Genomic DNA, 24,798 nt, shown 5'->3' on the forward strand with positions numbered 1-24,798 from the left:
GATCTCGAAAGCAGCACCGCGTGTGTCGGCGGGATTTCTAGCCTGAGCGCCCTTGCGGCGTTTATCTTCAACCACTCGACCGAGCATCTTCCTTCCCCGGGCCTTAGAAGCTTGCCTTCATGGCCGATTGTGGAGCAATCGTCTTTGGCGGCAGTGCTGTTGACCAATCAGGCTGTGATGTATTGGGCGTGTAAGTCGCGTTTTGGCGTGCCGCGGTCCACTCTTTGGCGGCCGCGATCGGTACTCGCGTCATTTTGCGAATTCCCTTCACAAGCTCGGCCGATATGTGTCAGGTTTTGGCCAGTCCTTATGACCGGGCGGGCAAATGCCGCGGGACCCCCTCAGCCGAACTCCGTTCGGCTCAAATCTTGACAGTGACATCCTACCCCTGTGGGAGGATGGTGATCGCGCGTTTTGCCGTGCGTGGCGCAGGCAAATCCAGGGTAGCAGGGCTAACGTGCTTGTCGTGCGGCCCATCGCGGAAGACCCAGCGACGCTCGACCGCCTCGCCCATGAGTGTGAGCTAAGAGAGGAGCTGGACGAGGCATGGGCGGTTCGGCCGTTGGAACTCATCCGGGAAGCTGGTCGGACTATGCTGGTCCTGGAGGATCCATGCGGCGAGCCACTGCTGCACTTACTCGGGATCAGTATGGAGCCCAAGGGCTTCCTGGGCCTCGCTATTAGTATCGCGAGGGCCGTGAGCAAACTTCACCGGCACGGCTTGGTCCACAAGGACCTGAAACCCGCTCACATTCTGGTCAATTGTCCTGACGAACAGGTGCGACTCACTGGGTTTGGTCTGGCTTCCCGTCTTGCCCGCGAGCGCGTGCCGCCTGAGCCTGCCGAGTTCATCGCCGGCTCGCTGCCCTACATGGCGCCAGAACAGACCGGACGAATGAATCGCTCGGTCGATTGTCGCAGTGATCTCTATTCACTTGGCGTGACATTCTACCAGATGCTGACCGGCACGCTGCCGTTCACCGCCTCAGATCCCTTGGAGTGGATCCATTGTCATGTTGCAAGAAAAGCAATACCGCCCGTCGAGAAATCGCAAAACCTCCCCGGGCCGATATCTCAGATTGTGATGAAACTCCTCGCGAAAACCGCCGAGGAACGCTACCAGACTGCCGCTGGCCTTGAGCACGATCTGCAACACTGTCTCGCAGCATGGGCCAACCACGGTCGCATCGACCCGTTTGAGCTCGGCACAGACGACACACCTGATCGGTTGCTCATCCCCGAGAAGCTCTATGGCAGAGCCCTTCAGATCGAGGCTTTGCTTGCCTCTTTCGATCGCGCGGTGAAGAGCGGCGCGCCGAGGTTGGTGCTCGTCGCTGGTTACTCCGGTGTCGGTAAATCTTCGCTCGTCCAGGAGCTACACAAAGCGCTGGTGCCCTCGCGCGGGCAGTTGGTGTCAGGCAAATTCGACCAGCTGAAGCGCGACGTTCCTTATGTGACGCTAGTGCACACGTTTCAGAGTCTTGTCCGTGCTCTTCTCAGCAAAAGTGAGGGCGAACTCGCCACCTGGCGGCAAGCGCTCCGGGAGGCGCTCGGCGCGAATGGACGACTAATGGTGGAATTGATCCCCGATCTGAGCCTGATCATTGGCGAGCAGCCCGCGGTTGCTGAGCTTCCAGCCCGGCAAGCGCAGATTCGTTTCCAGCTGGTGCTTCGCCGCTTTATTGGCGTGTTCGCCCGGCGAACCCATCCTTTGGTGCTCTTTCTCGACGATTTGCAGTGGCATGATGCCGCAACGCTCGACTTGATCGAGGATCTCCTGACCCAGTCGGATCTGCACCTGCTGCTCATTGGAGCTTACCGCAGCAACGAACTTGATGCAGGCCATCCACTCAAACGCAAGCTGGACTCCATCAGGAGAGCCGACGTAAATTTCGAGGAGATCACGCTCTCGCCGCTCACTGCAGACGATGTCGCGCAGTTAGTCGCGGATACCCTTCGCTGCGGACCCAAACGCGCTGCCCCGCTTGCAAAGTTGGTGCATCAGAAGACGATGGGTAATCCGTTCTTCGCCATTCAATTCCTTTCTGAGCTGGCCGAAGAGCAGCTGTTGACGTTCGATCACGAGTCGGCGCGCTGGCGATGGGATCTCGAGCGTATTCACGCAAAAGCGTACACCGAGAACGTCGTAGATCTGATGCTCGGTAAGCTCATCCGCCTGCCCGAGGAAACGCAGGACGCGCTGCAACAGCTGGCCTGTTTCGGCAACATCGCCGGGACGGCGGAGCTTGCGATCGTGCTCGAAACTTCGCAGGAGCAGGTGCATGCGGCCCTGTGGCCGGCGATCCGGCAGGAACTGATCGCGCGCCACGGAACAGCCTACCGCTTCCTCCACGATCGCGTTCAAGAGGCGGCCTACTTGCTGGTGCCGGAATCCTCGCGCGCTCCTGCCCATCTGCGGATCGGTCGGATGCTGGCGGCACACGCCCCTGCGCACAAACGCGAAGAGGCAATCTTCGACATCGTCAGCCAACTCAATCGAGGTGTCGCGCTAATTGCCTCCGGTCAGGAGTGTGAGCAGCTCGCAGAGCTGAATTTGATCGCAGGGCAGCGTGCCAGGGCGTCGGCGGCCTACGCCTCGGCACTCACATATTTCACCGTCGGTGCTGCGCTGCTCGCCGAGCACTCTTGGCGAAAGCGCCACGAACTCGCGTTTGCACTGGAGACAAGCCGGGCGGAATGCGAATTCTTGGTAGGCCAGCTGGACGTTGCAGAGAGCCTCCTGTCCGCTCTGTCGAAGCGCGCCTTGAACGGGCCCCAGCGAGCAACGGTCGCCTGTTTGCGGGTCGATCTTTACTTGACGCTCGGTCAGCACGGGCGGGCAGTGCTCACAGGGCTCGAATATCTTCACGATGTCGGGATCGAGTGGTCGCAGTATCCGACGGACCAGGAAACACTAGCCGAATATCAGCGGATGTGGTCACAGCTGCCCGACGCAATCGAGGAACTTGCTAGTTTGCCTGGAATGACAGATCAGACCGCGCTTGGCACGCTTGCCGTCTTGACGCGGATTCTTCCGCCCGCAGGTTTCACGGACGCCAATTTATCCGCGTTGGTCATCTGCAGAGCTGTCACCATCAGCCTCGAATACGGCAATACTGATGCTTCTTGCGCCCACTACGCGTGGTTAGGTCGAATATTAGCCGGGCGCTTCGGTGACTACCAAACAGCAGAGAAGTTAGGTCTTCTTGCTTGCGGCCTGGTAACTCGCGGTGAGTACTCCCGTTTTCGGGCGCCTGTCTATTTGGCCCTCGGAGGCAACGTGATCCCCTGGAGGAAGCCGCTAAGAGATGGCCGAGCTTTGATTCGGCTAGCGCTTGCAGCTGCCGTCAGCAGCGGCGACGTCATCTATGAGGCGTACAGCTTGGTTCATCTAACCTCAAATATGATAATGGCCGGAGATCCCCTGAAAGAGGTGCAGAACGAGATAGAGAAAAGCGTTGCTACGGTACGGAATAGAAAGGTCCGCTTTGCGGCTGATGCGATGGCCGCTCAGCTCGCAATCGTTAGAAGCATGCGAGGCCTGACGCGCTCATTCGGTTGCTTAGATGACCAAGAATTTGACGAGCTAGACGTCGAGCAATCGTTGGCAGGCAGTCCGGAGCTGTCACCTAGCGAACCCGTCTACTGGATCCGCAAACTTCAGGCGCGATTTCTAGCCGGCGATTATGCCGCGGCTGTTGATGCTCGCTCCAAGGCGGAGCCCAAATTATGGACTATGCCGACGGAGCCCTTGATCGCGGAGCTTCACTTCTATGGTGCGCTGTCTCACTCATGTTACTGCGACAAGCTAGGCGAAAGCGAACAACAGCAGCATTGGGATATCATTGATGCCCATTACAGACAGCTGCAGATATGGGCGACGAATTGCCCTGAAAATTTTGAGAATCGGGCTGCCTTGGTCGGCGCTGAAATTGCAAGGCTCGAATACCGGGATGCAGAGGCAATGCGACTATATGAACACTCAATCCAGACCGCAGCACGTAACGGTTTCGCCCACCACGAGGGAATCGCTTGCGAACTTGCAGCGCGCTTTTATGCTGCGCGCGGGTTTGACAGAATCTCCCGGGTTTACCTGCAGGACGCGCGGCGCGGCTACCTTCGTTGGGGAGCAGATGGCAAGGTGCGTCAGCTCGACGAGCTGAATCCCCATCTCAGCCATGAGGAGACCACTCCTGCGATGAATGGAATGAGGATCGGAGCTCCGGTTGAGCATCTTGATCTCGCGACGGTGACAAAAGTGTCGCAGGCGATTTCCGGCGAGATTGTTCTCCAAAAACTAATCGACACGCTCATGCGGACTGCCATTGAGCAGGCCGGCGCCGAACGAGGTTTGTTAATTCTGCTGCATGGAGGCGAGCCACGGATCGAGGCGGAAGCCACAACGGTAGCGGATGCGCTGCTTGTAAAGGTGAATGAACAGCCCGTAACTCCGATTGCGCTTCCCGAGTCCGTGCTGCATTTCGTCCTACGCGTCCGCGAAAACGTCATTCTCGAAGACGCTGCCGCCGAGCCTTCATTTGCGGAAGATCCGTATATCCGCGAGCGCAAAGCGCGTTCTATTCTTTGCCTGCCACTGATCACGCAGGGCAAGCTGATCGGTGTACTTTATCTGGAGAATAATCTCGCCGCGCGCATATTCTCGGCTGCCCGCAACTCGGTGCTGAAAATGCTTGCCTCGCAAGCTGCAACAGCGCTGGAAAACAGCCGGTTGTACAGCGAAGTTCAGCAACGGGAGTCGAAAATCCGGCGCTTACTTGACGCTAACGTCATCGGAATATTTATCATTCGCGAAGGAGGCGAGATCATCGAGGCAAATCAAACCTTCCTCAGGATGGTCGGATACGACCGAGAGGATCTCGTCGCGGGGCGAGTGAACGGTCTCGACCTGACACCGCCAGAATGGCACGAGCGCACACTGAATGCTGGAAGAAAAGCAAAAAGGACCGGAGCTGTTCAGCAGTTCGAGAAAGAGTATCTCCGCAAGGATGGCAGCCGCGTGCCGGTGCTAATTGGCCTCGCCGTATTCGATGCGCGAGACGACCAAGGTGTTGGCTTCGTCCTCGACCTGACAGAGCGAAAGAGAGCGGAAGCGGAAGCCCGTGAAAGCGAACGACGGTATCGCGAGACTCTGATGGGGCTGGCACACGCCAATCGGATCACGACAATGGGACAGCTAGCCGCCTCAATCGCCCATGAGGTCAACCAGCCGATTGCCGCGATCAGAAGTAATGCGGGGGCGGGGCTAAATTGGCTCGGCGCTCAACCGCCCAATCTGGAAGAAGTTCGGCAGACCTTCGGTTTGATTGTCCGTGACAGTATGCGTGCAGGGAACGTGATCCGTCGGATCCGCGCTCTTATGAATAAGGCTCCTATGCAAACGGAGCTTCTCGCAATTGACGAATTGATCTTAGAGGTGCTGGCCCTAGTTCGCGCGGAACTTGCGAAAAATGATGTATGGGTGCAAACGCGACGGACTGAGGCGTTGCCGCTCGTCCGCGCAGATCGCGTCCAAGTCCGGCAGGTGATTCTCAATTTGATCACGAACGCCATCGAGGCCATGAGCGAGATCAACGAAGGTGACCGCGAGTTACTGATCAGTGCGCGGACAGATGACTCGAATAACGTAGTGGTCACTTTTCGGGATACGGGTCTAGGACTCGATCCGAACAGCGTTGACCGCGTGTTCGAGGCGTTTTACACCACCAAATCCGAAGGCATGGGCATGGGGCTGGCCATTTGCCATTCTATTATTGAGGCGCACGGAGGCCGGATGTGGGCGGGTGCCAATGATCCTCGCGGGGCCGTCTTTCAGTTCAGCATGCCGGTTGCGCCGGATGGCGTGGATCGGTCGGAACAGGTGTCTTCAACGTCTTAGGCTCGAGTTCGATATCGAGCAGGGCGCGCCGGGAGCCCCGATCATCGTGACAGAAGCGAGCGCCGAGACCTCGGGGATTGAGACATTCGCTTTTCTTACTGCCCATCGGGGAGTGTTGGAGCAAGCGCAGATTGTCGCGAATTGTCAGAAGATCTTCAGTCTGACCGTAACGTCCAGATTCAAGACGGCTTTAGCGCTTCCTGCAAGTCTCTTGAGACTTGCAGGGCGTCAAGCGGAATCGGACGAAAGCTGCACACGCAGTGTTCGAGGGAATGACGGCAATCGTCCTCGCATCTTTGTTTGAGTCGGAAGGGCGACATCAATGCGGAGATCTACTTTAATTGCATGCAACCTTCGCCTGTGGCTGTGCAGAGTTTCAGTGTGGCTGATCAGTTAGCGCCAATCGCAAGATTCCGTGCTAAACTGGTTTAGCAACGGGAGCCGGCGCAGCCTCCTTGAATCGGAACTCAATGCAGAGCATTCCTGTCAGGCGCCCCGAAGCAGGCCCCGGATTGCGACCGGTGTACCGCTCTTCCTCTCCGGAGTTGGCGTTGGGCCTCGCGCCGCTGCTGCCGCTCGCAATAGTTGACACGCAAGTAATGGCCTCGTGTATGGTTTTCTGTGCTCTGTAAAAGCACCTCTCGCGAGCAGGAAACGACCGCGGCCGGAGCATCGCTGTGCAGAAGGAGAGCAGTCGAGGATCTGGAGAAATGCAAGTGGTACCGCGTTTTGCACAATACGTCGTCGGGTTCGTCATCGCGATGAGGTGAGCCACACGACGGTCTTCGTCACGGTCGCTCTTCGATAACCCCTCGATGACGCCGGCGCGATCCGCCGCGTTGCGGTTCTGGCTCATCTTCCGCGTGCCATCGAACCGTGTAGTTTGCAATCGCAGACGGACAATCCCCTTAAGCTCCGTTTTGATGAAATCGGCAGGGGCGTCAGACACCGCCCAACGGTCTTTGCCCGAGCGCTCATGCACATCGGTCAGTCGCGTGACCACCTTTCGCAGTCGATCGGCATCATCGAAGAATTCGATGGCCGATAGGCATGCACAGCGACATAGTTCCACGTCGGTACCGTCTCGCCTCTCTCGTGCTTGGTCACGTACCAGGAGGGGCTGACATAGGCCTCTGCCCCAGCGAAAATCGCCATCGCTTCGCCAGTGGGTGTCAGCTTCCATTGCGGATTCGCACGCGTCACGTGGGCGAAAATCGTGCCCATGGAGCCTTCGCTCCCCTCGAGTACTACGGGCAGCATCGTTCCAACAAGCCCTTCGTGAGTAGTGATCAGTGTCGCCGAGCGGCCTCGCGCATCGTCTGATGAACGTCGGTGATATCGACAACTTGGAAGGAGGGCGGCGTGTACATCGGCGAAGCTCCCCGGCAGTCCGACGGAAAGCCGGGCGAGATTCGCACTAAGGTACGCCTCATGCTGGTCACAAAAAGAAGCAGTTTGGTGCGCAGTTTCAATCCTTCGCGCGCGCTAGGCCTGGGGCGGTAAACCTATGATGCGTCGGTGCAGATCGGAGGGTGCGTTTGCACGCTGGCCAACCGTTGCCTTCCACGCGCCGCCTGCAGACGAATTCGGCTCTTCGCGGCGATGACTGCAGCACATGAGCAGCTTCACCTTAGGGCTATAAGTGGGACGACCAGAATTGCGGCTGAGCCGTTGCCGCATCAGCTCGCCGCGCCGTGAGTCGCAGGTTGGCGGTGACTGGCTGTGCTAGATCCGCCCGTGGCACAGGACGGACATATCAAAACAAGGAAATCGCAGCCATTCCGATGGCGTGACATTGCCGGTCATGAAGTGTAGGACGCGTCCGTCCGTGTGATGTGTCGGGCAATCTAGATCGCAGAAGAGGGGGGCCTAACATCCGACCTGCAATCCAGGAAAACGAGGATCCCAGCCGCGCCGCCTATCTGTTTCCCGCGGGATGCGAATTATCATGCACCACGCGTTCTGGTGCTGGTCGAAAATGCCGAAGAGCTCAAGAGCCTCCCGCCGGTACAGCAAAACGTCAGGCGCAACGGCCCATCCTCCGAGGCCAGATGTGTTGCACCCTACAGTATTCCGCTGACGGGGCTCTCGAAGCATCGACCGCTGCTTTCATTGGCCGTGATTGGCTCAATGGCTAACCAGGTGCATCACAGCGGAGCCTGCGGCTGCACATTTCGGCTGTGGCATAGCATGGTTCCGGTCTTCCGATCCTGCCTTATTGAGGACGATCTGATGGCGTTAACGCCGTATGCTGATGGCCTATTCCAGTTCAGCATTTGAGTTCGAGAGTTCAAGTTCTCGTGTGGATTTTCCGGGTAAGAGAGAGCACATGCCTATGAAGGACATGATGAAGCACATCAAGCGGTCGTTGTGCGTGCTCGGTGGACTTGCTGTCGTCGTCGGCGTCTCTTCCGTGCTCGGATCGAACAATGTGCGATCGGAACCCCTCAAGGGCTTTGGCTCTGCAGCGACGGGAGGCGTTGGAGGCGAGGTAGTTCAGGTCAGATCAACCAAAGCTCTGAAGTATGAGTTATGTCGTTCGTACAGCTTCGGGCACTGCAATGACAATAGTCCGCGCGAGATCCAGGTAGCCGGAACCATAGACTTTACCGGTACGGAAGGGCAAGGCGAGGGGCAGGGTTGCCAATACGGCCGTGCTTGTTCGACACCTTACAAGCGTGAGTCCCTTCTCCTTATGGATGGCAACGATGCGCATTGCGATGGCAAGGAGAAGACATTGGTCGGCTTCGATAGGGCCGGCAAGCGCCCGCTGGAGATTGGCTCAAACAAGACGTTGATCGGCGTTGGCCCGAGTTCTACAATCAAAGGGAAGGGGCTACGCCTAAATGGGGTCAGCAACGTCGTTATTCGCAACCTGACCATCAGTGATATCAATCAAGGCGTGATATTTGCCGGCGATGCTATTGCAATTGCACGAGCCGACCTGGTTTGGATCGATCACAACCGATTTCATAATATCGGGCGGCAGATGATTGCCGGCGGCTTTGGCCCTACGACGAATATTACGATTTCCTGGAACGACTTCGATGGCAGCAATACCTATTCCTCCTATTGCAACGGGGAGCACTATTGGAATCTCCTGTTTCTTGGCATCCCGCAGACGATCACCATCGCAAATAACTATTTCCATGAGATCTCAGGGCGGGCGCCGCACATTGACGGTGCGCAGGCTATTATTCATCTGCTTAATAATTACTTCCACAACACGAATGCGCAACAGAGCGGCGGATTCTTCCATGCAGTGGATGCTGGACCGTCTGTGCAAGTACTGATCGAGGGCAACTACTTTGACAACATTGAAACACCTATAAAGACTGGTAGTGGACATATCTTTGCCTTGTTGGGCAAACCCAGCCGGACCGCGCAGAACATCTGCCTCACCGTGCTCGGACGTCGGTGCATCGAGAACATCGCGATCCCAGTGCCGCGGATCAATGGCTTTCGCCTGGATGAAGCCGTAGTTCAATCGTTTGGAGCTCTTCCAAGGTCATCTATTCCTCTTCCATTTCCAGCCGATGATGTTTCGGCAGTGATCAGGGCCAGGGCAGGTCCCGGACACCTTGAGAGCCGGTGATGGGCCGTTCGCACAGGCGGCTCGAGACTGGCCGACGCCCGCAAATTGTTAAGCGGAGGGCGCATACTGGACGAGAACAGTACGCACAGCTGGCTGCCCGCGTTGCACGAGGACCGTATGGCCTTTCTCTTGGGGTGCCGAGCGGTACAATTCCTGTCAATTATGCGCCCTATGCCTTTCGCCGCCGACCCGGGTGGCGTTGGAAAGAGGGTGGGAGGTGGCATCGAGTTCCTGGCAAACTGTTCGACTCAAATCCCATCCTGTACCTGACGGACGTTCATAGCTCCGTTTTCCGACTGGCATGGTGCTTGATCGAGAGTACCCGTACGCGAGGCTCGCCTTCGAAACCGAGTCACACGCGCCCTGTTCGCTTGAAGAATCCGCAAAGCTTTGGAGAAATTCGCAATGAACAAACGGCTTCGACCGGCTCGAACACAAGGTGATCTTCTTCCGCGATCAGGGGCATCTTGATGACGCGGAGCAGGAGCGATTTGCTGCTTGTTTGGGAAGGCTGGTGCCGCATCCGACACTCGGTACGATCAATGGAACGGCCTCGATCATCGAGCTTGATTCCGCGCGCGGAGGAGTGAAGCGGCAAGGACGAGGAGATCTTCGGCGAGGGCCCACCGCATCGCGGCCGAAGCGATCCTCGACACCACGGTGCTACTCGAACTACCGCGAGTACGCGGAGAGATACATTCCGTTCGGACTGCGGCCCAATTTCCACGAGCGGATACTCGGCGGCGAGCGCAGCCTGCTCGTCGGCAACTTCGTCGACCGGTCGGAATCCTTGTGGAGTCTGGCGCGTCGGAATTTGGCTGGCCGCGCGGTGACCTCCCTGATCGAAGAGACGCTCGGTGGTTGGCGCGATCAGGCGTACGTACAGGACCCGGTGGATGGCTCCGTGGCGGAGGCAATGATCAAGGCCGAGATTCTCCGACCGAACAAGCTCAAGTCGCGCTACGCGGAGGATGCCTGCCGTCTCGGTATCACGGCCGGGCCGGCAGCCATCCTCGGCCAATTGCGCGGCTCGAACCAGCGCTATCGCACCGCACCGGCGCATGGCGATCTTCACGGCGAAAACGTGCGCGTGCGCAACGACCATGCAATCGTCATCGATTTCGCGTCCGTCGTCACGTCGTCGCCGCTGGTAGACCTCGCCGCTCTCGAGACGTGGCTCGCATTCCAGCTCCCGCCGGAGTGCGACCCATCGAAATACGAGATGCCGTGTGGGCTGCCGAGATCGACCGTCTGTACGCTCCCGTGGCGCTCCTTCATCCGCCAGGACCGTGCGATTCCACGAGCAGGTTCTGCTGGATGTCCACCGTGGTTCCGCAGCTCAGACGCATGGGAATCGCGATACAGTCCTGCTCCACGGAGTACCAAGCCGCCGTGGCCGCACAACTCTTGAGGCGGTGTCAGTGGGATGATGGCCCTGCAGCCGACCGCTTCAGGCGCACCAAAGGCTACGCCGTCGCGGCCCGTTTGGCGCACGCGCTGGCAGGCGCGAAGGCTTATCACCATGATAGCGAGGAAAGTGAACTTGCTCGGAGCGGCGGAATATCGGGACGAAGGCGAGGAAGATGCTGAAGGCTGCCGGTGACGCCGTCGTCGTCCATCGAGGCACGCTTCGCTCGGTGCTGATGCGCTGTCCCGACGGCTGCGGCGAAACGCTTGTCGTCAATCTGGATGCGCGGGCAGGAAAGGCGTGCAAGCTCGACATGCGCGCGGGAAAGGCGATCTTATATCCCTCGGGTTGGCACGACGGAGGCTGCCGAAGTCATTCATAGTCGGGCGCGGGCACGTTCTCTGGTGCGATCGCTTCGTAGAAGGCAATGTCGAGCCGAGCTATGACGCCGCGGCGCTCGAACGGCGGGTTCTCGGAGCGCTCCGAAAGGATAATTGCGTAGCGCGGAGGAGGTAGCTGTCGAGCTCGAAGAAATTCCTTGGGAAGTGGCAAGAGCGGGACATGCGCTTGCGAGCCGCAGGCTGGCGGTCTGCGGCTCGGGCAGGCAGCGCGATTGGTTCGCCTTGTCCTAATACCGGGCCGCCCGACCAGATGCGGTATCCATCAACCGGGATAGCAAAATCACCAGACATCTTCTCCCTCGACGGATAGGGAGACTATTGTTGCGGCGGCGTCGCGCGAAAAGATGGAGGTTGACAAGCCAGCCAGCCGCCGCAATGGATGCACCAATTCTTCAGGCGCTCGTCGGAAAACTCTTCGATGATCTGTACGACTCGCTCCTGTCAGGCAGAATCCCACTTATCGTCCTGTGCAGATTTCCGGGACCGGCTCTCTTTGAAGATCGAACTGTCCCCTGGTACAGTTCGGCCGAACCTCGGCGCCGAGCCGGGCCACAGACGCCGCAAACGAACCGCGGTTCGATGTCCGACAGCCGCATGTCGTCGGGCCAGCGATCGACCGGAAGCGCCACGCTATAGCTGAACCAGGCCTCTACGGCCGCCTTAAGAAAGCTCTGCAAGCCGTAGGAAGTTTGCGAACAGTACGTCCCCTTGCGGGGTGAGTATCGACTCCGGATGGAACTGCACGCCATATGTTAGTTGATCGCGATGGGCGAGGGCCATGAGCTCCCCATCATCTGAGAGCGCTGTCACCGGACGGGCAGATGACGGATCCAATTCGACGATAAGCGAATGGTAGCGCCCCACACAAAGTGGAGGCGGTAGTTCTTTGAACAGCCCGCCGCCTTCATGTGTGACATACGAGGGCCGACCGTGCATAGGATGACGTGCGCGCGTTACGGGTGCGCCGAACACGGTCTCCCAATGCACTGGTGTCCGAGACAAATGCCGAGAGTTGGCACCTGACCCGAAAGTTCACGAACGACGGCTGTCGACATTCCAGCCTCAATTGGAGTGCACGGACCGAGGGAGATGACAACCGCGCGGGGCCTGAGGTCAGCAAGTTCGCTCACATCCATTGCGTCGTTCCGGACAACACGTGTTGCCGCACAAAGCTTGCGGAAATATCGCGCAATGTTGAAGACGAAAGAGTCGTAGTCGTCGACAATGACAATCAAGATGCACCGGAGTCTAGCAATAAATGCGCGAAAAATGCGCTCTGCTTTTGCAAGGCTCTCCTCATATTCGGCGGCCGGATCGGACATTGCCGTTATCCCGGCACCTGCATGGAAGACGGCCTGGCCGTCGTCGATCGTTACGGTACGAATGGCAATATTTACATCCATATGTCCATTGAATCCTATGTAGCCTATGGCCCCGCAATAACCCTCTCGCGCCACACGCTCGATATCCAAGATAATTTCCATCGAGCGTACCTTGGGAGCTCCGGTAACTGAGCCGCCGGGAAAGCAGGCCCTAAGTAGGCCCACGGCATCCTCTCCGTGTACTAGCCTAGGCTAGGGTTCAGACTCAATTGATCCAATAAGCGACGAGAGCGGCGAGGTGGACGGCGGCCAAGAAGTTTCTGGCAAGTTTGTCGTAGCGAGTAGCAACACGCCTGAAATCCTTGAGCCGGCAGAAACAGCGCTCGATAACATTGCGCCCTTTATAGAGGCGCTTGCTGAAGCTGTGGAGGGTTACCCGGTTGGATTTGTTTGGAATGACGGGTTTCGCGCCGCGATTGACGATTTCGGCGCGAAAGCCGTCGCCATCGTAGCCTTTGTCCCCAATGAGGGAAGACATGGGCGGCGCGAGCTTCAAAAGGGCCGGCCCTGCGGCAATGTCTGCGGCTTGTCCCGGAGTGAGATGAAATGCGCAAGGTTTGCAATCAGGGTCGCTCAGCGCGTGGATTTTCGTGGTCCGCCCACCGCGCGAGCGGCCGATCGCCTGTTCACACTCCCCCCTTTTCCGCCGCTCGCCGAGCGATGCGCTTTGATCGAGGTGGAGCCGATCGACAAAGCCACTCGGTCCTTGCCGCAGCGGGCGAGCGCTTCAAAGATCGCCTGCCAATGTCCGCGCTTAGCCCAGCGATTGAACCGATTGTAGATCGTCGTGTAAGGGCCATAGTCGGACGGGCAATCGCGCCAGCGTGCGCCGCACTGGAGCATGTGAATGATACCGCTGATAATGCGTCGATCGTCTTCGCGCGCCGGGCCGGTCTGGTTTGTTGGCAGATGCGGCTCTATCTGAGCCCACTGCTTGTCGTTGAGCCAGAACAGTCCTTTGCGCATCGAAGTCCCCCGTGCCGAATCAACTTGGCACCAGGGAATCAGAACTCGCTAATTAGGTACAGACCCTAGCTCACCCGTAACGACGGACACGAGATGGTGCACCGAGGCATAGGACTCGAGATTGCATAAGGACGGGACGTGGACTGATTCAGGCGTGCAAACGCGCGAGAGATCATTGCGCAGGAGGTCGACGCTCATGGTGTTCTCGGCGCGGTCTTTCTCGCAATCAGCAGAACGCGCCACCGTCCCCTTGATAGGTCGCGTTTCGACCTGTCGCCCGTCAAGCTTTAGGAAACGCTCGGGCGAGCTCGATGCAATGGTGAGCTTGCCATACCGAAGAAGGGCGGCAAAGGGAGCCGGATTCATTTTCCGCAGCTGACAATAGAAGGCTATCGGGTCGAACGAGTTCGCCAGGCGTGCGCTGAAGCGCTGCGCAATGTTGACCTGGAAGGCGTCACCGACAGAATGAGATCAATCACGCGCTGTACCGCCGCGATGTATCCCTGGCGACTGAAGTTTGAATGCCATGAGCCGGCCTCGCCTAGTGTAAAATCAGGAGGAGGGGCTGAGACTGTAAGCAGCCAACAAATTCTTCGGCTCTTTGGCGAGCTCTCTCACGCCGGCGAACTGGATCCTGCTCCGGCCACCCGGTGGAAAGGATCCAGCATCTATCATGGCGGTGATCGAAGCTTATCACGACGTCGTAAAGATGTAGGAGTGCCTGAGGCAAGCGATGCCCCCCGACGGTCGGCACCGGCAATCGCTCCAGCGTCCTGTTCAGCTCGTATCCAAGAAAGCCGGCGGCGCCGCCCTGGAATGCTGGGAGATCGGCGCGATGTATTTGCGGATAGTTGGCTAGCACAGCGCGAAGTGCCGCCCACGGATCGCCCACAATGGACTCTCCGTTGCAAATACCTCTCCCGTCCGCGATTATGTAAGTGCTGAAGGGATCGCACGTCACATACGAGTACTGCCCGAGCACCGCGTGTCTCGATGCGCTATCCAGGAACGTGAGGTGCCTCCGATGCGCGAGGCGTCGCATGGCTATGACGAGCTCAATCCACTGCAGTTCCAGTACATGCATTAGTCTGTCGCTCAGCGATATATGGCCGATTGTAATCCCGTCCGGCGAAGGCGTGCCTCATGGGCACCAAAAACCCCTTGTGCCTACCAGGTTAATTACGCCCGCGGGTAGGGCCTGCCAAATGGCTCCGCATCTGTTGACATGCTGTAATTCGGCCGCGAGACGTAGCTCTCGGAGCGGTCTTACCTGCCGGATCGACTCCTGGTAAAGCTCGTGCGCTTTATAGGCTTCGAGTTCGACTTCGTCGTCGAATTCACCGTAGACGATCACGTCAATTTCGTTGCCAAGCCGGTCACTGTTGCGGTTGCGAGCGACCTCAAGCCGGCGTGCGTGCGGGATTTTGGCGAGAACGGAAAGGCCGTCGACTATTTTGTCGACATGCGCCTTATCCTTTGCGGTGAAGAATACGATGTGTCGAATCATAGATGACCGTCGGTAATCGCTAGCATTGCGGTTTGACTTCGCCCAAAGCGACAGAAGCCTCATCGCAAAGTCTGCAAGGCTCGGGTAGCCGCTCAGATGCCACTGCACGGCGGGCTCCCTGCACGATCGCGCTGGCGGGTGTTTAGCTCGATTCTTCCTCCGCTATTACGCAAGGTAGACATGTCTGAGACGAATTTCTGCATCGAAGGAAGGAACCGCCTGATCATCGTTCGCTAGGACAACTTAGATGCTTCCGTCGACGGTCATTAGCTTCGCGCGGATCTCGTGCACGAAACGGTCTCACTTGCTGGATCGGCGCATAAGAACTGCAGCAAAATGCGCTCTTTCGTTGAATACAGGCTGGGTCATAAAACAGAAGGGGGAAGGCCGCCGCCAGCCCCTGAACCGTTGACATCGACACGTGACTTCAAGGTTGAATCCGCTCTTCGGCTGATCACCGCAGAGAGATCGATCGTGAAACTCTTTCATCGCGGAATGAGCTGCTGCCGGTTTGATGGACACCGGGTTAAGCTAATCCCACCTTGCGCTCGAACTCAACAGGGCTGAGGTAACCGATCGTCGAGTGACGTCGGGTCGTGTTGTAGAACCGCTCGATGTAATCGAACACATCTGCTCTGGCCTCGTTCCTGGTGCGATAGGTTTTGCGCTCGGTGCGTTCGGTTTTCAGCGACGAGAAGAAGCTCTCCATCGCCGCGTTGTCCCAGACGTTGCCGGACCGACTCATGCTGCAGACGATGCCGCTATCAGCCATCAAGCGCTGGAACTGCTCGCTGACGTACTGGCTGCCGCGATCGGAATGATGCATCAGGGCATCCGGCTTGCCGCGCCGCCAGACCGCCATCAACAGGGCGTCCGCAACCAACTGGGCGGTCATGCTGGCGCTCATCGACCAGCCGACCACCCGGCGCGAGAACAGGTCGATCACCGCCGACACATAGAGCCAGCCCTCAGCCGTCCAGATGTAGGTGAAGTCGGCGACCCACTTCTGGTTCGGGCGCTCGGCCTCGAACTGCCGATCCAGAAGGTTCGACGCCACGTTCGCAATCTGGCGATGGCCTGCGTCCTTCGGCAGACGCCGGTGTCGTGGCCGCGCCCGCAGGGCCTGCAGGCGCATCAGCCGTTCGACCCGGTGCAGGCCGCATTCGACGCCGTCCGCCAGAAGGTCTCGCCAGACGCGCCGCGCGCCGTAAGTCCGGTCACTGGCAAGGAAGCTGACCTTGACCTGCTGGCCTACGGTCTCGTCGCTTCGGGATCTGGCGCTGGGCGATCGGTTCAGCCAGGCATGAAAGCCCGACCGCGACACGCCCATCGCTTCGCATAGCCATGCCACCGGCCAGATGCCCCGGTGCTTCGCGATGAAGCCGAACTTCATGTCGCTTCCTTCGCGAAGTAGGCAGCGGCCTTCCTAAGAAACAGCCGGATTGGCGTCCGTCGGAATGGCCTGCAACACGAAGCCCAGAGATTTGGCCCGGCGCTGAAGGTTGGCGAGAACGCGGCTGCGATATTGTTGCTCATATTGGTCGGCACCTGGATCCCTGTAGCTCATGCCGTGCCGGAGGGTGTTGTAAAATAGAACCGCAATCTTGCGGGCGGTCGCTGTCACCGCCTTTGACTTACCCGCACGTAAGGACAGGCGGCGATAGAATGCTCCGAGCGCCGTATCGCTTCGCCCCACCGTGGTGGCCGCCAGCCGCAACAGTGCGGCAGCCCGGCTGGAAGATCTCCGGGTGCGCGAAGAAAGCACTTTGCCGCCGGAGATTTTGTTGCCCGGTGCAAGGCAGAGCCAGGACGTGAAGTGCTTGGCGCTCGGCCATGCCCTCAAATCCGTGCCGCACTCGCCGATAAGCTTCAATGCGAGCGACGGACCCAGTCCATGGATCTCAGTCAGATCGACGCCGAGCACGCCGTACAGCGCGGTCCTGACGTCAAAGGTGGGCGTGTTGATCTGTTTGGTCTTGATGCGCGGCTTGGATAGCTTCCCGACCGGCTTTGCCCCTTTATTTCCTAGCGCGGCGATCAGGACTTCGAGCTTGCGGTCACAGTCCAGCATCTTCGCCTGGTAGACGTCGTAGAGTTCCAGCGATTGACTCAGGGCGAAGACATGTTCGTGCCGGTCGTTGCCTACCAGTGCCGCGCGAATGGTCTCGGTGGATGAATGGCATCGCACGTCCCGATAGGTTGCCAAAACATCAGGATTGCGCTCGCCTGCAACAATGGCCCGGATAATCCGCATGCCAGTGGCGCCCGTGATGTCCGAGACGACATGATGGAGCTGCAGGTTCATCTCCATCAAGGCCTTTTGCATATGCTGGATATGGGCGGCGGCATATTCCACAAGCCGCTCGCGCTGCCGCAAATAGGCCCGCAGTGTTGCGATCTCGGCATCGGGTCGGAAGCTGCCTCGTAGCAGTCCATAGGAATGAAGCTGGCGTAACCACGCGGCATCGCTGACGTCGGTCTTGCGTCCGGGCACGTTCTTAGCGTACCGGGCGTTGACCAGAATAACCTCAAATCCACGCTGCTCCAGGATTTCATAGGCTGGGATCCAATAGACCCCGGTGGATTCCATCGCGACACTGGTCACGCCGCATGCGCTAAACCAATCCGCCAGATCATGGAGATCTTGTGTAAATGTGCCGAACGCGCGCACGGGAATGTCAGTGCAGTCCGGGTTCACCGCAGACATGTGCATCTTTGATCCGATGTCGATGGCGGCCGCGCTGACGTTGACTGGCTTCAATTCCGGCCGGTCACCGGTCGTCCTCTGGGGCATCGCAAATCCTCCATTCACTCATGAGCGGAAGGGTCTGGGTTATGCCAATCGTCATCTTCCTATTCGGGATCGCAGCCGAAGCGGCGTCACCACTCTCAAGTCCGCATGCACCCATGGACCACGTTTTTTAACGGGGACAGTGCCTCCAATAAGCTGACGGCCGCTACCCTCCCAGCCGCAGAGGATAACACAGTGCTGTTTCTACCCCGCACAGGCGCGCAACGGCCCTGGACAGTTTTTTAGGATATCCCGCTCCGCCTTCAGCTTGTTGACCTCGCGCCGCAGCCGCTCGATCTCCAATTGCTCAGGCTTCAGTTGCCCGTGGCCGGGGAACGACTGCGCAGCGTCGAAGCCGAACTCCTTCACCCATTTGCGCAGCACGTTCTCATGAACGCCCAGGTCTCGGCCAGCTTGCGCCACAGATACCCCGCGCTCCCTGACGAGCTTGACCGCCTCGATCTTGAACTCTCGACTGAACTTCCGTCTCTGCATGATCCACCTCTGGCTCGATAAAACACCCAATCTTGGTGTCCATCAAACCGGCAGCAGCTCATATCCAACCCGCGCATCAGAGCCTGTTCACCGACGTCTTTGGGTTCCGCCTTCTCCTCTGCACGATCTATCGGTGCAAGAACTTCACGATAAGCCTCTGGAGATGGGAAACCGTGCGTTGTGTGCTTGACTGGGGACATCAGAGTGGGATGGTTGTGCACCATAACCGCGCCGAGCCGGCCGACGCCGCGCGCCAGAACTTTGAGGTTGCTGTCCTTCGAAATCGAAGCCGATACCCAGATCGGCTTCGCCACTGGCAACGGCGAGCTAGATCTCCGCTCCGGTATTGAACAGCGTCAGGTTGAGCTTGACCCTAGGATTGGCGGCGCCAAACTCCTTCACGTTGCTGGGAACGAGATTCGAGGCGAGGCCGCTTATCATCGCGACCGTGATCTCGCCCCGCCGCCGGCGCAACAGGATATGGATGCGACGATATCCGTAGCGCACGCGGATCTCGCAGATGCTTTTTGATCCTATGCTTGAGGTCGGCCTGGTCGCCGCGTTTCGACTTGTAGACGTACAGTGCACGATCGGTACCTTCCAGTCGCTGCGCAACTTGTCGACAAGTTCGCGCTTGCGGCCAGGCCTCAGAGCTTTTTTGAGAGCACGTCCTGCAGCATGGCCTTGTCCAAAGACAGGTCGGCGACGATCCGCTTCAGCTTGGCGTTCTCTTCCTCGAGCTGACGCAGCCGCCTCATCTCGGACGGCATGAGTCCCGCATATTTCTTGCGCCAATCATAGAAGGTGGCGTCGCTGATCCCGGCCTTGCGGCAGACTTCGGCCACCGGCGCACCGTCTTCCGCCTGCTTCAAAACAAATGCGATTTGGGCCTCGCTGAACTTCGATGCTTCATGGAGCTCTCCTCGTCCCGACACGGGATCATAATTGGAAATTCCAGTTCAGACTGGCCTCATTTGGCGGGAGCAGGTCAACTGCACTTAGCAGGTGAGGTAAAGCTGAGCGCAATGCCGCGTGAGCAAGAGCGAATCAGGGCGAGCACGAGAGTCATCTGGCACAAGCCAGATGGATGGCTGACAAGCGCTATCGACCACGTGCTGCATGGTGATGTCCATAGTCTAGACTGACGAAGGGCGTATGCGGCTTGCTCCGCGCTTGACCAAGCAGACCCGACAAGCATCCTGGTGGTCGATCGTGCTCGATTTCATCCCGTTCATGCCGCATTCGCAGCTTCCGCAGGCGCTGCATCACGCATGAAGGCAACAGCCAGCCCGACGCCGATGAGACCAATCAGGATGGACGCCACGGCCAGCGATGTGACTCCGCTGATCTCGACGAGGATGCCGCCGAGAAAAGCGCCGATGGCGATCCCTGCGAAGGTAGTCGAGCTGTTCATTGCCAGGACCAGCTTCGACCTATCCCCGGCTAGGCCGAGGAGCCGGTGCTGGATCGGCACCAGATACATGTAGCTGACGTTGCCCCAAAGGAAGGCGATGAGCACGGTGAGGGCACCATGGTGTCCAAATGCAACCAAACCTACGAGCAGGATTAGCTGTGCGCCTATGGCTGCGATGAGGACTTTATAGGGGCCGAAACGGTCAGTCAGAACGCCACACGCTGCGTTTCCCGTCACGGCTCCGAAACCGTAGGCAAAGAGCGCGGCCGAGAGCAGCGGAACCCCGGCAAGCAGAAAACCGGTGATGAAGACGCTCACATAGGAATAAACGATGAACTCGGAAACAACGACGAATAGTGTCACGGAAAGGATACCGTAGATGATTTTGGAGAATTCTTTGGAGGTCGGTCCGTTTCCGCGCTCCGGCATCTTGGCAGGGATTCCAGACATCATCGGGGCGAAGATCATCAATGCGAGAAGCCCGGCAATGACGACGAAACCGAATGCGAAGCGCCAGCCGATAGCACCTGCGATCCAGCTGGTGGCCGGGACGCCAGCAACCTGTGAAACGGTCATGCCGCCGAAGATGAGGGACAACGCGAAACCTTTGCGGGTAGGCGGCAGGAGCTCGGCGGTTAGTGCGGTAGCCGCCGGGGTGAACATCGCCGCGCCGTAGGCCGAAATGACGCGACCAGCAGCAAGAATTAGGAAGTTCGGCGCGACCGCGCAGATCAGGTTACCGATGATGAAGATCGAAACGGACAGGATTTGGACATTGCGACGGCTCATGGCGTTGAACATCCAGGCATTCAGCGGCGCGAAGACAGCGTAGCAGAGTGCGTAGATCGAAATGATCCAGCCCGCCGCGCCGGTTGAAATCCCGAGGTCACGAGAGATCACATCGAGCGCCCCAATGATGACAAATGTGTCCAGGCCGATAGCGAAGGCGGCGATGGTCAGAGCGGCAATGACGAGTTTCGTTCGCGCGTCAGGAGGGGAGGAGGTCATGACGGTGCTCGTTCAGGTTCGTGTGTTCAAGGCAGCACGTCATGCAACTCAGGATAGGGGCTGGCGATGATCGTGTCGGAGTAGCGAGGGCGGGGACCGTACAATAGCCAGGTCGTCACCACCTCGCCAATCTCCTGCATGATCTCGAGCTTTTCGGGATGTTCGAGCGCCGATCTGCTGTAAGCAACGCCCGCATCATACACGCCTTCGAGGAGTTTTTTCTCTACAACCGGCTTTGTCGTTTCGAAAATCAGCTCATTCCAAGCATTCTTGTCGATATACCCCATCGTTGGCTCGGGGAGACCCAGCGACCGAGGCTCCTTTACGTCCTTGCGTTTGACGACCGCGATGCTCTGGGTGGGCAATATGAACGTGTCGACGACCTGCAGACGGTCGCGGAATTTCTCGGTCACGAGATGGACATTCAGGTGCGCGCTGCATTGGAGGACATAGCTGTCGCCGCGATCTGCGGCCTCGGCCGCGGCAGCCACGAGATCGTCGACGAGTATGATGTCTTGCGGCTCGATCCCTTGGAACTCGAGATATTTCAAGGTCGCATGATGGTGACAGCTTCTCGCTGGGCCGAGCGTGTAGATGCGTGCCATCAGGAGACGTCCATCTGCTCGTCTATGATCATGGCTTCGAGCTCGCAGGCTTCTCCTATGATCAGCGAATAAAGATCTTCAGTGAATTCCCTGCGCAGGCCGCGTTCCGCCCCAATCTCGGCGCAACGCGCCTTTACCTCTGTAACGCGATCGGGTTGCATCATCGCGATCCCGCGTTCCTTCTTGTAGCGTGCAACCTCAGCGCAGACGGAAAGCCTCCGGCTGAGGATGTCCACCAGTTGTTTGTCCAGCTTGTTGATGATCTCCCGAAATGGAAGAAGGCCCGCGTCCGGGGTGAAGGTATCAGTCATGCATGGCTCCTGCCCATTTCCTGCATTCCAAGTCGCAGGCCGGCGGCTAGATGCTTGGCGCAGGCCGACAACGTGTCCAGCCGGTAGCCGCCCTCCTGTACGAAGCAGATCGGCTTGCCGATCGAGGCCAATGCCAGGCCGATCTCTCGGTAGATTTCTGGCGGAAGTGTCCAACCACCATGCGGATCTCCGACGACGATATCGAACCCCAAGCTGACAACCAGAACGTCCAGCGTGGCGGCCCAGTCGGATTCCAAGAGCCCGCGAAGCACCGATGTGTATGCTGCCGGGCTCGGATCGGTCGGAAATTCAAGATACCTGTGGCTGCCGAGTGCTGGTTGAAGTTGCGGGATCCAGGGGAAATTGACGTCAGTCCGGGCGTGCAGGCTGGCGAAACCGATATCGGGGTGTGTGCTCAGCACATCGCTTGTTCCATTGCCAGGGTGGAAATCGTGGTCGAGGATCGCCAGCTTGCGGAAGCCCGATGCGCGCAGGCTCAGCGCCGCGACTCCGACGTTGTTCAGCAAACAATACCCACCCATGAAGCTGCGCCCAGCATGGTGCCCTGGCGGCCGACATAGTGCGTAACTTACTAGACTTCGCTTCGAGGCGATTGTGGTCGCGGCTGCGAAGCCGGTAGCGGCGGACAAAAGGGCGCGCTGATATATCCCCGCGTCGACGGATGTGTTTTGCGGCACACCGGGCGCGGTATATCTTCTAGCAAGCTCGGTGATCTCTGGCTCTTGTGGATGTGGCCCGAAGCGGAGTGCCTCAAGGTAGCCCGGATCATGAAGGCTGCCCAGGATCGATACGACCTCGTCCGTGACGGTCTCAGGGGTCGAGATAAATTGGACACCAGGCGAGCTTTCCAATCCGCTTCGGATCTCGTTGATTCGATCCCCCACTTCCCTTGAAGGCTTACTCGTCCCCGTCGCATCGGCGATAAGGCCCCCAGGGCTAGGTGAGACCGGCGTCGTGTGTACGGTTAGCCAGTTCACAGAAGCCTCCTTCGTCGCCGTTCTCCCGCCGATACGAAGCCCATGCTTTCATAGAATGCGACGAGCCTCTCGGCGCCGGAACGGTCGGTCGAGGGAAGAGACACTTCGACCATGGGCCAGCCCCGCACCCGCGCCTCGCCATCCAGGGCGGCCAGAAGCCGTCTCCCATTTTGAGCCGAGCGATAGCGGGGATCGACCCAGAGCTCCTGCAGGATGCCATAGTGGCCTGAAGCCCTTACTGCGGTGACCTGGGAGACGACAGCAATGCCGATCACTTCGGCTGCCGGCACATCCTCCATTATCAGGGCGAAGCCGAGCCGCGAATCCATCGCGATTTGCCCAGCAGCGCTGACCGCCGTCTGCCGGTCGAATTGCGGCCCCGGTCCTCCGAGCTCCGTGAGAAGCCTTCCCACGCATTGTGCAATCGTGTCCCTGTCCTGGAATGTCGCCAGACGGACACGATGTGCAGAATCGGGTACTGTTTCCGCGCCTGCATCATCGTCTGCGCCATCGATCGCCACGTCATGATCTGGGTTGCCTGTCATGGCCTCGGCAATCGCACGGATCGGCTGGCGCGCCTTGAGGAGAATCTCTTCGAACTCCGCCTTGGGGTCAGACAACGCGACGATGGCCCCGCCGCAACCGATACTCAGTTGGCGTCCCCGGCAGACGATCGTTCGGATGACGATATTCAGATCAAGCTGGCCGCACAGAGACAGATAACCGATCGCCCCCGAATAGATACCTCTCGGCGCTTGTTCCAGTTCATCGAGGAGTTTTAGGGTTCGAATCTTAGGTGCGCCCGTCATCGACCCGCCTGGAAAACACGCAGAAATGCAGGGGATGATATCGTCAGGCGACACCAGTTCACCACGAATGGTGCTGACCAGCTGGTGTACGGTCTTGTAGCTTTCGATGTGCATGAGGCTTGGCACATGAACGCTTCCGGTGCGGCAGATGCGGCCGAGATCATTCCGCATCAGGTCCACGATCATGAGATTTTCGGCCCGGCTCTTTTCGTCCAGACGCAATTCTTCTGCGATCCGCTCATCTTCGGCTGGGACCTCATGTCGAGCCGCAGTGCCCTTAATGGGCTTGGTCTCGACAATGAGGTTGCGATCGATCTTGAGGAATCGCTCCGGGGACGAGCAGGCAACACAGAGATCTCCAAGTCTGAGGAAAGCCGAGTAAGGGGCCGGGTTTCTCCGCCTTAGGACCCGATACAGATCAAGCGGGTCGATCTCTGCCGCAACAGTAATCTCGTTTGTCAGGCAGACCTCGTAAGTCTCGCCGGCGCGGATCTCGGAAAGGCATCTTTCGATTTGTTCTAGGTACCGGGCTCGCCCCTGACGAAGCTTGAACTGGAGCGGAGCGCTTTTTGCGTTTGGTGACGATGGGGTAGTGCTGGGGGCTGCTTCGATGCGCCGAATGTCACGTTCGTTCTTGCTGATCCAAAGGGCGACCTCGTCAGCCAATGCGGCCTCGGCTTTGGGGTAGAGTGCGACGATATGGATGCTGCCATTCTCATGATCGAAGGCGAGGAATCTTGTGCAGAAGATGAAGGTTGCATCTGGACATTTAGAGGGTGGGGAGCTGACGCCGCAGGTGAGAGATTTCAGTTCGTAACCGAAATAGCCCACGTGGCCCCCTTTAAAGGGAATATCTGGCACGTCGCCCTCATCCTGCAGCTTGCAGGTGGCATGGTTATCGGCGAGGAACTTGAAAATCGATCCGGAGATGGTCAGCTGGGGCGCCTCGCCGTCGCGAGTAATCTCGATTTCCTGTCGAGACGCATCGTAGGATGCAAGATAGCTGCCCGGTCCGCCAAGCCCTCCTATGAACGACCAACGCGACAGCCCGGGCACCAGCATACTGCTGTCCAGCCAGAAAGCAGGCTGTGTACCCCGGAAGAGGTGCACGAATACATCCTCAGCGCTGGCTCTGCATGAGATCGTCGAACTTCTCGCGTCATACTTGGTCGTTTCGAAGGGAAAGTCGCTAAGGCGGGGCATGCCCAGCAT

Annotated in this window: 11 protein-coding genes and 9 pseudogenes; 5 read left to right on the forward strand and 15 right to left on the reverse strand. The window is 58.5% G+C overall.

From position 1 onward, the window contains the following. Positions 1 to 325: 325 nt before the first annotated feature. A complete protein-coding gene (locus IVB19_RS37745) occupies positions 326 to 5,896 on the forward strand; it encodes a trifunctional serine/threonine-protein kinase/ATP-binding protein/sensor histidine kinase (RefSeq protein ID WP_247822201.1) in 5,571 nt (1,856 codons plus the stop codon). Positions 5,897 to 6,656: 760 nt separating this feature from the next. On the opposite strand, the pseudogene IVB19_RS37750 reads toward IVB19_RS37745, so the two are convergent. Further along, a pseudogene (locus tag IVB19_RS37750) lies at positions 6,657 to 7,266 on the reverse strand (FMN-binding negative transcriptional regulator); the annotation flags it as partial. 959 nt (positions 7,267 to 8,225) lie between these two features. On the opposite strand from IVB19_RS37750, the gene IVB19_RS37755 reads away from it, so the two are divergent. From IVB19_RS37755 to IVB19_RS37770, 4 genes and pseudogenes are all read left to right on the forward strand, one after another. Then, positions 8,226 to 9,491, forward strand: coding sequence for a pectate lyase family protein (locus IVB19_RS37755; RefSeq protein ID WP_247822202.1), 1,266 nt, complete (start codon positions 8,226 to 8,228; stop codon positions 9,489 to 9,491). Positions 9,492 to 9,918: 427 nt separating this feature from the next. Further along, positions 9,919 to 10,101, forward strand: a pseudogene (locus IVB19_RS37760) (TauD/TfdA family dioxygenase); the annotation flags it as partial. 306 nt (positions 10,102 to 10,407) lie between these two features. Then, complete coding sequence (locus IVB19_RS37765) at positions 10,408 to 10,902, forward strand: phosphotransferase (protein WP_247822321.1); 495 nt, start codon at positions 10,408 to 10,410, stop codon at positions 10,900 to 10,902. 172 nt (positions 10,903 to 11,074) lie between these two features. Further along, positions 11,075 to 11,281 carry a ubiquitination-like system serine protease family protein gene (locus IVB19_RS37770; RefSeq protein ID WP_247822203.1) on the forward strand — a complete coding sequence of 69 codons (207 nt, stop codon included), beginning with the start codon at positions 11,075 to 11,077 and terminating at the stop codon, positions 11,279 to 11,281. Between the two features lie 679 nt (positions 11,282 to 11,960). Here the strand turns inward: IVB19_RS37770 and IVB19_RS37775 are convergent. The 14 genes and pseudogenes from IVB19_RS37775 to pabB all read right to left on the reverse strand — a co-directional run bounded on the left by IVB19_RS37775 (position 11,961) and on the right by pabB (position 24,798). Then, positions 11,961 to 12,535: pseudogene (locus IVB19_RS37775) on the reverse strand (anthranilate synthase component II). A 21-nt stretch (positions 12,536 to 12,556) separates the two neighbouring features. Further along, positions 12,557 to 12,871 (reverse strand): annotated as a pseudogene (locus IVB19_RS37780) (chorismate-binding protein); the annotation flags it as partial. Positions 12,872 to 12,887: 16 nt separating this feature from the next. Next, positions 12,888 to 13,648 (reverse strand): annotated as a pseudogene (locus IVB19_RS37785) (IS5 family transposase). Between the two features lie 66 nt (positions 13,649 to 13,714). Beyond that, positions 13,715 to 14,732, reverse strand: a pseudogene (locus IVB19_RS40555) (anthranilate synthase component I family protein); the annotation flags it as partial. Positions 14,733 to 14,789: 57 nt separating this feature from the next. After that, entirely contained in the window at positions 14,790 to 15,263 is a 474-nt protein-coding gene (locus tag IVB19_RS37805) for a Dabb family protein (RefSeq protein ID WP_346283675.1), read from the reverse strand. A 418-nt stretch (positions 15,264 to 15,681) separates the two neighbouring features. Then, positions 15,682 to 16,581: pseudogene (locus tag IVB19_RS37810) on the reverse strand (IS3 family transposase); the annotation flags it as partial. Next, positions 16,582 to 17,949 carry an IS110 family RNA-guided transposase gene (locus IVB19_RS37815; protein WP_247822204.1) on the reverse strand — a complete coding sequence of 456 codons (1,368 nt, stop codon included), beginning with the start codon at positions 17,947 to 17,949 and terminating at the stop codon, positions 16,582 to 16,584. A 216-nt stretch (positions 17,950 to 18,165) separates the two neighbouring features. Further along, positions 18,166 to 18,441, reverse strand: a pseudogene (locus IVB19_RS37820) (transposase); the annotation flags it as partial. 465 nt (positions 18,442 to 18,906) lie between these two features. Further along, positions 18,907 to 19,376, reverse strand: a pseudogene (locus IVB19_RS37825) (hypothetical protein); the annotation flags it as partial. 296 nt (positions 19,377 to 19,672) lie between these two features. Next, the gene (locus tag IVB19_RS37830; protein WP_247822205.1) at positions 19,673 to 20,863 is read right to left on the reverse strand and encodes an MFS transporter; all 1,191 of its coding nucleotides are present in this window, start codon (positions 20,861 to 20,863) and stop codon (positions 19,673 to 19,675) included. Between the two features lie 26 nt (positions 20,864 to 20,889). After that, positions 20,890 to 21,468 carry a hypothetical protein gene (locus IVB19_RS37835; RefSeq protein ID WP_247822206.1) on the reverse strand — a complete coding sequence of 193 codons (579 nt, stop codon included), beginning with the start codon at positions 21,466 to 21,468 and terminating at the stop codon, positions 20,890 to 20,892. Next, on the reverse strand, positions 21,468 to 21,779 hold the full coding sequence (locus tag IVB19_RS37840; RefSeq protein WP_247294229.1) for a chorismate mutase: 312 nt from the start codon (positions 21,777 to 21,779) through the stop codon (positions 21,468 to 21,470). Before IVB19_RS37840 ends, IVB19_RS37835 begins: the two co-directional genes overlap by 1 nt. Beyond that, a complete protein-coding gene (locus IVB19_RS37845; protein ID WP_346283676.1) occupies positions 21,776 to 22,777 on the reverse strand; it encodes an arginase family protein in 1,002 nt (333 codons plus the stop codon). The genes IVB19_RS37840 and IVB19_RS37845 overlap by 4 nt, the downstream gene beginning before the upstream one ends. Next, positions 22,774 to 24,798: an aminodeoxychorismate synthase component I gene (gene pabB / locus IVB19_RS37850; protein WP_247822207.1), complete on the reverse strand. Its 2,025-nt coding sequence runs from the start codon at positions 24,796 to 24,798 to the stop codon at positions 22,774 to 22,776. Before pabB ends, IVB19_RS37845 begins: the two co-directional genes overlap by 4 nt.

This window comes from Bradyrhizobium sp. 187, from assembly GCF_023101005.1.
GTDB lineage: Bacteria > Pseudomonadota > Alphaproteobacteria > Rhizobiales > Xanthobacteraceae > Bradyrhizobium > Bradyrhizobium canariense_D.

Bases quoted from the DNA above. Each gene is read 5' to 3' on its own strand.
- IVB19_RS37745 (WP_247822201.1), top strand. From the start codon at position 326: ATGCCGCGGGACCCCCTCAGCCGAACTCCGTTCGGCTCAAATCTTGAC.
- IVB19_RS37755 (WP_247822202.1), top strand. From the start codon at position 8,226: ATGCCTATGAAGGACATGATGAAGCACATCAAGCGGTCGTTGTGCGTG.
- IVB19_RS37765 (WP_247822321.1), top strand. From the start codon at position 10,408: ATGATCAAGGCCGAGATTCTCCGACCGAACAAGCTCAAGTCGCGCTAC.
- IVB19_RS37770 (WP_247822203.1), top strand. From the start codon at position 11,075: ATGCTGAAGGCTGCCGGTGACGCCGTCGTCGTCCATCGAGGCACGCTT.
- IVB19_RS37815 (WP_247822204.1), bottom strand. From the start codon at position 17,949: ATGCCCCAGAGGACGACCGGTGACCGGCCGGAATTGAAGCCAGTCAAC.
- IVB19_RS37830 (WP_247822205.1), bottom strand. From the start codon at position 20,863: ATGACCTCCTCCCCTCCTGACGCGCGAACGAAACTCGTCATTGCCGCT.
- IVB19_RS37835 (WP_247822206.1), bottom strand. From the start codon at position 21,468: ATGGCACGCATCTACACGCTCGGCCCAGCGAGAAGCTGTCACCATCAT.
- IVB19_RS37840 (WP_247294229.1), bottom strand. From the start codon at position 21,779: ATGACTGATACCTTCACCCCGGACGCGGGCCTTCTTCCATTTCGGGAG.
- pabB (WP_247822207.1), bottom strand. From the start codon at position 24,798: ATGCTGGGCATGCCCCGCCTTAGCGACTTTCCCTTCGAAACGACCAAG.